This window comes from Candidatus Poribacteria bacterium, assembly GCA_028820845.1.
Lineage (GTDB): Bacteria > Poribacteria > WGA-4E > WGA-4E > WGA-3G > WGA-3G.
The window spans coordinates 94,666-104,311 of the sequence record JAPPII010000092.1; the positions used below are offsets into that span (position 1 = coordinate 94,666).

Consider the following 9,646-nt stretch of genomic DNA (forward strand, 5'->3'; position numbering starts at 1 on the left):
AATGAATATTTTTGAAACAAGAATTAAACCTCAATTGGAAAAAGGTTCGTTCGGTAGTATTGATCCGCAGACGTTAGTGGAGTCCGCTGAACAGATTGGACAAAAGCTTTCATCTAATGAGGATGGTCTCAAGAATCATCAACTTCGCAAATTTTACGATACGGTCAAGCAAATTGAGCGTCGGACATTGAGTCTAAAACGTGATGCACAATTACCGGATGAACTTTTAGCACAATTACTTTTTTTACGTCCGCATCTTGCTAATGCAGAACGTAAGCAGCGAACAAAAGACAGCATTCAACTGCTCCGTCGTGCATTAGATCCTTGTCTGACATCAGAGGCACTTCAAACGAAAGCGGATCTAACTCAATTTGTCAAGTTCTTTGAGGCTATTGTCGCATACGCGCGGTAAGCTTGCCTGATGGGAGTATTTACTGATGAGTTTACAGAACGGAAATGCAATTCGGTTTCTTCACGGTCATATCATAATTTCAGGGATTCTTTCTTGCCAGTCCGGCATTTTTATCGGAGGTGCCGAAGATACGCTACAGATTGGCGGTGTTGACAAAAGCGTTATTCGGAATCCCTTGACAGGTGAACCCTACATTCCGGGCAGTTCCCTAAAAGGGAAATTACGAAGCATTACTGAGAGAATTGTTACAGCCGCCCATAACCAACCTTTGCGTGCCAACCGACCAGGAGGAGATAGAGAAAGGAAAGTGTGGAGACATGAATGTGACGACTTCGGTGATGCGAAAACATGCCAACTTTGTCGTGTCTTCGGGGCAACCGGAAGTGTCGCAACAAACGATAATTATCCTGGGGCACTTTTAGTTAGAGACAGCACCCTTTTTAACAAGGATGATCTGCTGCAAGACGGCTTGCCTATTATTGAAACAAAGATGGAAAATGCTATCGACCGATTGACCTCAGCAGCACACCCTCGAACGTTTGAGCGTGTCCCTGCTGGTGCACAATTTGCGTTTGAACTTATTTATCGAATCGAAACACTTGAAACAGCTACCAAAAACCCGAATCCAACTATAGATTCTCAGCGCGTTAAAGTAGACATCACAAACTTGCTGAATGCTATGGAAATCCTTGAAAAGGATGGGCTCGGTGGGAACATCTCCAGAGGATATGGCAGTATAGAATTTGTCGTTGAGAAGTTCCAAAGCTATGATATCAACAACAACCCAATGAGTTGTGGATTCAAAACCGGTAATGGTCAATCGTTGAGTGCTTGCAAAGGCTTAATACCTTCGCTGATATAAAAGGACAATTCAAAATGGGCGATCTAAGAGTTGTTAAACTTGATTTTAGGTCCACGATTCATTTGGGGAAAAATATATCGGGAATTGGCCTTGAGGATAGTTTGTTAATCGCTCACTCCGATACCTTGTTTAGTTGTTTGATCAACGCTTATGCTGAAATCCACTCCGGCAATCCGAACGCTGTTGATGAACTATTAACCGCATTTGGGGACGGTGAACCACCGTTTCAAATTTCATCAGCATTTCCATATCGGACATGCTGGAATGATTTAACGTATTATCTCCCAAAACCTCTAGTTGGCTACCCTTCGTTTTATGATTCCACATTGGGCCCCAAACTAAAAAAGGAATATGGTAAGTCCATTAGAAACACTCAATTAGTTCCAATTGATATATTTCGAGATTGGATAGCAGGTGAAGAAATAGATGAACACCTGCCAAAACTAAAAGAACAAAATATTGGGAGTTTTTGCACACGTGATATTCGTCCACAGCATGCAAGAGACCGCCTAACTAATGCTGCCTCTATCTACCATGTCGGATTAGTCCATTTTCACGAAGGATCCGGTCTGTATTTTTTGGTTGAACTAAATGATAAAACACTCTTGGATTGGAAGATGTTTGAAACCGTCCTCCACCAGGCAGGAAGAAATGGTTTAGGAGGGCGCCGTAGTCACGGAAATGGGGTTTTTGATGCAACAGTTAGCGAACTGACTGATGATTGGGAGGAATTATTTGTCTCGCGCGGACAAGAAGATTTCAACGGATTCATTAACCTGTCCCTCTACCTACCAGAAACTTTCAAAGGCTTAGAGCCTGTTTCATATCAGTTGATACCTCGACAGGGATGGTGTTATTCGTCGGTTACCGCGACACAAACGAAGCGAAAAAAGGTGACAATGTTCAGTGAAGGTTCTGTTTTCTGGAATGAGCCGAAAGGTATACTTGCAGACGTGACACCCGATAATGGATTCACAGCACATAAACTTTATCGATACGGAATCCCAATTTCGTTGCCCATTAAAGTCTTGGAGGAGAAAGATGACATATCTTGAGACAGGTATTTATCGACTATCAACGCTCTCACCGATTCACATTCGAGCAGGTAATTTAAGATATGGAGAAGGAACCATTCGCGTGAATAATACGGTGTACGTTGTTGATACGCCCAAACTTCAATCTGAGATATTTCGTTTTGGAGGGATGAAAGCTGTTAACACATATACAAAAGCATTTAGCAATCCGAACTCAAAGACAAATATTACACAGATTCTCAATCAGATTGGCTATAATTACAAGTCGAACATAAAACGAATTTCCAAAGGCATTGTTCGTATTCCGCGAACTAATTCGTTTATGCAATCTGCGTTAGACGAGTATTTTGTCCCCGGGAGTAGCCTTAAAGGTGCAATCAAAACGGCAGTGTTGTACCACAATGTCACACAGCGGATAGCCGACGGGGAACTTGACCTAGATGATTTTGTTAAAAATCAAATTACAGCATATCACAGCAAACATGGAAACCGAGAAAAAAAGAAGTTCAAGGAATCCTTTGCTACGGCACTCTTAAGAGATGTCTTTCAGTCAAAACACCCACAGGAGGCCCCCTGGACTGATTCTGGGATTGATCCAAGCCAATTTGGAGAGATAATCACAGCCCCTGGAAGTACAGGTGCCAATGTGAAAACTTTAGATGGTGGTCAAATTCATCTTCCTTTGGATAATATCCGCACTACTCTAAAAGGAAAGGACACTATTAAGATTGACACTTTTGGAGAACATAGGGGTGTAAAAGTTATCGCAACCTATACTAAAATTGAGAAACTACCCGCTTTCTCGAAAACACAAAATAACAAGCGAAAGCAAGAACCTCGAGGTCCATTCACAGACATTTTCAAGGCAATTAAGGTTAAAGATGCTATTATTGAAGACTCTTCTGAAGTCCAGACTGAAGAAATCCTTTTTACTTCACTGAATAGACATAATCAAATTGCTCGAAAGAGGATGCAAGGCAATACCAATTATGAATGCTTCCATGGAGAAACGGATATCGAAATCTCTATTGACCACGATATTTTGGAGAGTTTTAAAAGAGCAGGCGCGACCCCGCCGTTTTCAGATCTTACATCTTTGATCGACATTTGTCAGAATTTCGCAAGAGAACAATGGAAAGCCGAGCAACGATTTCTAAAAGCACACGCCGGTGGCAGTAGCCTCAGCCTTAGGGCAATCGAGAAATTTTACACTGATGCGAAAAATATAGATCGTCCGACGCTCCGCGTTGGATGGGGAACAGGCATGCTTGGCACCACTCTCTCACTCTTGCTGGATGAACCGACACGGGTTAAGTTACGCAATGAAGTTATCTCCGGTGGACACCACGTTCGCCCAAAACCAGCTCCTAAATCCCGACGGTTTGTTTTGGATGATCAGCAACCCATATACCCGCTTGGTTGGATTGAATTTGTTTGAACTTACGGAGGAAGCAACATGCAAGAAATACACAAGAGGTTGAATTGTGTGAGGGAAGATAATAGACATTGGCGGACCCAACTCCTTAAAATAACGCAGGAGATGTCTAAGTATGAAGATCTAAAGAGAAATAGGCCTGGAGGCAATCACGAAACGGTGTTGCATCGGATTCTACCAACATACCGGGAAGTCTTCAACACTCATAACATTTATCAAAGAAAGAAGAATCAACTCCCCAGTCGGGGGGACAATAATAATTATTTATCCTGCTACGATGTCGGCATTTTCTTGGTTGGTTTTAGTACCCTTCCGATTGCCCTCAGCCTTGCAGAAATCCAACCGCTTAAGCAGGTTTACTTTCTCTACTCAGATGATACTGTAGATATGCTGGACGAAATTAATAATAGGATTTCGGCTATGCTACCTCAGAAGAGCACATTGAGCGATCTTGTCAGTAAATCTGTCGATCAAGATTCGGGTTTCGCGTTAAAAGTAAGAAGTCCTTCAGATCCAATTGATACCTTTAAGCAGATTAAAACAATCATTCACGAAGTTGAAAAAAATCTTGGAGCGAAAACAGACATCGCGCTTGATCTCACAGGCGGGAAGAAAACAATGATTGGTGGAGGCTTCACTGCCGGATCAATATATTCCATATCGCCAAAGTGTGATATGTTTTACGTTGATTCACTTGAGTACGATCCGGGACGTGGTTCGCCGAAACCCGGATACGAATTCTTGAGTCGGCTTGAAAACCCTTACAATGTCTACAATGTCCAAAGCGTCCATGAAGCCGAAAAACTTTTCGAGAAACACAACTATGAGGCAGCAGCGGGTTTGTGGGAAATTGTTGGTGATAATCTTAATACTTATGCTGAGCAGTACGGTTTGGAAAAGGAACGAGACGCAATTGAAAAAAATCTTTGTATGGCAGATTGTTACAGTCTTTGGGATGCCTTTGACTATGTTGAGGCCAAAGAATCCAAAGTAAATGACGGAAATTTATGGGATTACAATACTAAGCATACCTACAACTTACACGCTTTAATTGATGTTCTTAAAATTTTGAGTGAAGTAGAAGATCAAGAGACACTTTTCGCCGAAGATGCACGAATCATTCATTATGCCGTAGATCGCTACCAAAATGGGATAAGGCGCGTAGACAGTGACAAATTTGATGATGCAATAGTCCGTTTTACGCAGGTCGTTGAAATCCTTTGCCTCTACCAAATTTATCGAATCGCAATGAATAACTCATTAACTTCTCCTGGCCATAGAACTGTATCAGAGGCAGATTGTTTGAACGAAACATGGAGTATATCAAAGTTAATAATCTTCTTGTTTGGACAGTCGTGGAAATACGATAATTATTGTATTGCGAATGAAGATATGAAATTAAATATAAATGATTATGGGTACACAGACGCGCGGGAGATAACAGCACTTATTGACGCTCGAAATAAATTCGTTCACGTCAAGAGTAATCCTGGGTGGGAGGAAATGAAGGAAAACGCCCAAAACCTACAAAGTCTGGCATGCAAGTTTCTTAAAAACTTTTCAGGCAACTATTGTTGCCAAAAGGGTTTGCCTTTTGATACCCTCCTTGAACTCCATAGGTTCTGTTCAGTGACACAAGAGAAGTAAATTTCTAATCTGCACTCATGCTCCAGAACTTCCGTTTCGCACGCTACCGCTTCACATACACCGTCCAAGAACCGCTGAAGATGCCCCACTACAAAGGCAACGTCTTCCGCAGCCGGTTCGGATACCTCCTCCGCGACATCACCTGCATCGGTGGTGAAGCGCAGTGCCAGACACAGTGCCAGTACCCAGACCGGTGCGTCTATTCTAAATGCTTTGAAACCCCCGTACCCGAAGACAGTCCGATGCTCCGAGGGCAACCCTTCGCACCACACCCATTTATTCTTGAACCACCACACACGCAGCAATTAGACTATACCCCCGGCGATACTTTCACCTGCACATTGACCCTCATCGGCGAGGCAATCAACCTCTTACCGTGGTGCGTGTTCACCTTCCGCGAGATAGGCAAGCGACGCATCGGTATCCGTGGCAAACGTGGACAGTGCCATCTCAACACAGTAGAAACCCTCCCCGCACTCGGGAGCCAAGACATCCGAACAATTTACACGGCAGAAACCGAATTGCTCACAGACGACGGGGTGATTCTTGGACGGGACGACGTAATGCGTAGCGTGCCGAATGGGGTTGATGAGATTGAATTGGAATTTCTTACGTCCACGAGTATAAAAGTGAGCGGAAAATGGACAAGCCACCTGACGTTTGAACACCTCATCCGCAACCTGCTCCGTCGTATCCGATTCCTGAGTTTTTTTCATTGTGGCGAGGATTTGGAGGTAGATGCGCGGACGATAATTGAGGCTGCCAAGACTGTAACGCATGTATCCGATTTCCATTGGATTCGGGCAGATCGCTACTCCTACCGCACCGAGAAATCCATTCCGATGGGCGGGTTTATCGGTAAGATTCGCTTTACCGGTGCGTTGGAGCCGTTCCTACCCTTTATCTATCTCGGCGAGTATCTACACATCGGACATCATACGGCTTTTGGACATGGACAGTACCGTATAAATTAACGTGGGTTCCGGACGTGCGATAAATCGCACTACTACGAACCTATCTCCCGTTTGTAGTAGGGCAATTCATTACCCGTCAATTTCGATAACTTTCAAACGTGCGATAAATCGCACTACTACGAACCACCCCGTTTTTAGTAGGGAGACCATTCATTGCCCGTCAATCACAGCAAATCTTGAATCCTATAAATCATTGAATCACATGAATCACAGTTCAGACATCTTCAAGAGTCTCTCAAACCACTCGCGCAGCTGCGGTACATTCGTAATACCGAGCCAAAGGAGAAGCGCAACGATAATTACAATCCAGATCAAGAAACGCCAGGCGTGCTTAATAATGCCAATTACAATAAATATGGCAAATATAGCTGCAACTGCTAAAAAAATTGGAGAGTTGATTAGTTCAGGTAATTCAGGCATAATTTTGATACCTTGTGAAAAATGCGCGGGTTCGTAATAGGGCAATTCATTGCCCGTATTTAGAAAACATACATTTGTGAAATTGCGCCGGTTCGTAGTAGGGCAATTCATTGCCCGTTATATTTGTAGAAAATGCGCGGGTTCGTAGTAGGGCAATTCATTGCCCGTTATGTTTGTAGAAAATGTTCTGGTTCGTAGTAGGGAAACCATTCATTGCCCGTTCATACACGCTAATTGCTAAAGGGTCTCACCCACTTAACCAATCCCAACCTTTACCGTAGTCGCGAACCGGATAAGTTCGCCAAAGATTTCGTAGCCATTCAATGCCAAAGTGTTTTTCGTACCAATGAACACTTGAACAAGACCAATTTAAGGGTTTCTTTACATAATCGTGCTTGGTCGGGTTGTAGTGTATGTAGTTCAGAGTCGTGTAGTAATGGCGTTCATTGCGAATCTGTCGATCACTAAAAAGATGCCAAATTTTTCGTCCTGTCAGTCCGTCACGCCGATTCAACTCGCGTGCTGTACGCGCATGGGTCCGCCGCAAAGGACGACTGATAACCGAAAGGGGGTGACACTGAACTAATAAATGATAATGATTTGGTAACACAACCCAACTGCTAATGGGGATTTTAGCGATCTGGAGTTCTTTGTGTAATTCTTTAAGAAGCCATGCTTGATTTTCTTCGGTATGGAAATACTGTTTATGTTCATAAGTAGCCGCGGTAATGAGAAACCAGCCTTTGACGGAACTGAAGTGGGGTGGTTCATGCAATGGGAAACGGTTCATTTGTCTCTGGTGCAAAATTTCAGATTTTTGTTCCGGTGTTTGTCTACGATAATTGTACATATTTGTATCTGAGTTGTTTTGGGACGTGCGATGAATCGCACTACTACAAACCTTTTGGAACGTGCGATGAATCGCACTACTACAAACCTTTTGGGACGTGCGATGAATCGCACTACTACAAACCTTTTGGGACGTGCGATGAATCGCACTACTACAAACCTTTATTTAACTTTTTCCCGCGCCTCCAGAACCTTAGAAACCACGGTCTCAACATCCGTTTCATCGACAAACGGAGACAGGATATACGACTTTAAAGCGACAATCGGTTCGCCGTAGGTTGTGTGTCGGTAGCAGTCGGTCGTAGAAATCATGACCCCTCTACCTGCCATCGCCTCTGCGTGTACATAGTCAAAAATCTTTTGGTTATAGTCGTTGTGTGTGCGCAAACTGTCGCGATAATCAGCGTCTTTAAACTCCTGATCTTTAATCGCGAAAGTATCCACACCATCAGGATAGGCACGGAAAAGCGTGACGGTTCCGAAGTTAACCTGGTTCAGCACAGTCGTCCCCGCATGTCCACCGAGATGTTCGCGCAAGAGTTGCGCCATTTCAACGATATGTCCGAGAATCGCTTGCAACCCCTGTTCACCGAACAGCCGAAGATTCGCAAGTGCCCCAAGCACCCCAGTCCCCGCTCTTGAAGTTTCAAGCGTGTACATGCCGGGGCGGTAATCTCCATGGTGATAGAGATACGGCATCTGTTCAGGGTGACGTTTCACTAAATCCAGGTCTGATCGGTTTTTGACGAGGACAAGGCTGGAGATGTAGGGTGCAAAACCAGTTTTATGAAAGTCAACACCAAGGGAATCGGCGAGGGATAGATGCTGTATACGCCGGCGCGTACCTGCCAACGCCCGAAGGGTCCGTGGACGAAAATCCAACGGGTTCTCCTCAACATCGTAATCGTTAAACACCGACCACGCCCATCCGATCACGGCATCGGCGTGAATATGTGGTTGATAATCAAGGTTGAATTCATCGACGAGCCCGTCCCTTAACTTCACAATGCTTTCCAAATCGTCCAACCCAAACGAGTCCGTAGTCCCCAAGGTCGCAATGATAGCGGCAATCTTTTTTCCACTTTCGAGTGCCTTGCGAGTTTCTTGCGCAAGGACATCAAGATCCATTTCGTTTTCATAAGTCGTTGGAATCGTGATGAGATTCTTCGTTCCGATGCCCAACCAACCGACAATGTTCGTGGCGCAATAATGCCCCGTATCCGACACAAACACAACCACATCTTCAGAGGTGCCGTTCTCGACGGTCCCTGGGTCGGCTTTTTCCAAGCCAAGCTTCACACCGTAGAAGGTTGTTCCGGTACCGCCAAAAGTGAACGCGCCGCCTGACCTTTCCGGATCGTATCCAATCATTTTTGAGAGCATCCCGATGACTTCAACTTCAGCCAGTGCCACGAGACGGCTATATTCATCCCAAGCGAGGTTCGGATTGTACAGAGAAGCGAGGAGCACACCGATCAGACTTGGAATCGTCGGTGGCGCAACAACGTTCTGTTGCGTACGGGGGTGTCCGAAGATGGTCATACCTCGGAGATAGCCCACGAGGTCGGTGGTGACATCCTCAATGGAGGACATCGTTTCGGGTAAGGCTGCTTGTCGTGCTTCTTCAAAGTCAGCGGGGATAATACTGCCGAGCATTGGCAGGTGCGTTTTGAGTTCATCGACCTGGTCCAAGGCGCGCATGATAGAATGCACGAAGTAGGAATTATGGATGGGGTCTGCTACAGGTTGCGGAAAAGCCAGTCGAATGTCTTTTAAGATATCGCGATAGGTCACGTCCTTTTGCTCTCCAATCGTGAGGTTTAATGGTAATTGTTGTAGCACAAATTTTATGGAAATTAAGAATTTAAATCGGTAATTTCTCAACGTGCGATAAATCGCACTACTACGAACCAACTTGTTTGTAGTAGGGCAATTCATTGCCCGTTATGAACTTTTGGACGTGCGATAAATCGCACTACTACGAACCAACTTGTTTGTAGTAGGGCAATTCAT

At 44.5% G+C, this 9,646-nt stretch carries 8 protein-coding genes; 6 read left to right on the top strand and 2 right to left on the bottom strand.

Annotated elements, in window-relative coordinates; genetic code table 11:
* The first annotated feature begins 1 nt into the window (after position 1).
* The 6 genes from csm2 to cas6 are packed head-to-tail and all read left to right on the top strand — an operon-like array spanning position 2 to position 6,364.
* Positions 2-412 (top strand): type III-A CRISPR-associated protein Csm2, encoded by a 411-nt coding sequence (csm2, locus tag OXN25_17315; protein MDE0426611.1) that lies wholly within the window; start codon positions 2-4, stop codon positions 410-412.
* Positions 413-437: 25 nt separating this feature from the next.
* Positions 438-1,274, top strand: a complete 837-nt coding sequence (gene csm3 / locus OXN25_17320) for a type III-A CRISPR-associated RAMP protein Csm3 (GenBank protein ID MDE0426612.1) — start codon at positions 438-440, stop codon at positions 1,272-1,274.
* The gene (gene csm4 / locus OXN25_17325) at positions 1,244-2,329 is read left to right on the top strand and encodes a type III-A CRISPR-associated RAMP protein Csm4 (GenBank protein MDE0426613.1); all 1,086 of its coding nucleotides are present in this window, start codon (positions 1,244-1,246) and stop codon (positions 2,327-2,329) included. Before csm3 ends, csm4 begins: the two co-directional genes overlap by 31 nt.
* Positions 2,241-3,746, top strand: coding sequence for a type III-A CRISPR-associated RAMP protein Csm5 (gene csm5, locus OXN25_17330; GenBank protein ID MDE0426614.1), 1,506 nt, complete (start codon positions 2,241-2,243; stop codon positions 3,744-3,746). The genes csm4 and csm5 overlap by 89 nt, the downstream gene beginning before the upstream one ends.
* Positions 3,747-3,764: 18 nt before the next feature.
* Entirely contained in the window at positions 3,765-5,390 is a 1,626-nt protein-coding gene (locus tag OXN25_17335; protein ID MDE0426615.1) for a hypothetical protein, read from the top strand.
* Positions 5,391-5,407: 17 nt separating this feature from the next.
* A complete protein-coding gene (gene cas6, locus OXN25_17340) occupies positions 5,408-6,364 on the top strand; it encodes a CRISPR system precrRNA processing endoribonuclease RAMP protein Cas6 (protein ID MDE0426616.1) in 957 nt (318 codons plus the stop codon).
* Between the two features lie 667 nt (positions 6,365-7,031).
* Here the strand turns inward: cas6 and OXN25_17345 are convergent.
* Both OXN25_17345 and OXN25_17350 read right to left on the bottom strand, forming a co-directional pair.
* Positions 7,032-7,574: a transposase gene (locus OXN25_17345; protein MDE0426617.1), complete on the bottom strand. Its 543-nt coding sequence runs from the start codon at positions 7,572-7,574 to the stop codon at positions 7,032-7,034.
* Positions 7,575-7,795: 221 nt separating this feature from the next.
* On the bottom strand, positions 7,796-9,427 hold the full coding sequence (locus tag OXN25_17350; protein MDE0426618.1) for a pyridoxal-dependent decarboxylase: 1,632 nt from the start codon (positions 9,425-9,427) through the stop codon (positions 7,796-7,798).
* Positions 9,428-9,646 lie beyond the last annotated feature (219 nt).

What these genes read in the sequence shown, in the direction of transcription:
- csm2 (MDE0426611.1), top strand. Translation starts at nt 2, where the DNA reads ATGAATATTTTTGAAACAAGAATTAAACCTCAATTGGAAAAAGGTTCG.
- csm3 (MDE0426612.1), top strand. Translation starts at nt 438, where the DNA reads ATGAGTTTACAGAACGGAAATGCAATTCGGTTTCTTCACGGTCATATC.
- csm5 (MDE0426614.1), top strand. Translation starts at nt 2,241, where the DNA reads ATGGATTCACAGCACATAAACTTTATCGATACGGAATCCCAATTTCGT.
- OXN25_17335 (MDE0426615.1), top strand. Translation starts at nt 3,765, where the DNA reads ATGCAAGAAATACACAAGAGGTTGAATTGTGTGAGGGAAGATAATAGA.
- cas6 (MDE0426616.1), top strand. Translation starts at nt 5,408, where the DNA reads ATGCTCCAGAACTTCCGTTTCGCACGCTACCGCTTCACATACACCGTC.
- OXN25_17345 (MDE0426617.1), bottom strand. Translation starts at nt 7,574, where the DNA reads ATGAACCGTTTCCCATTGCATGAACCACCCCACTTCAGTTCCGTCAAA.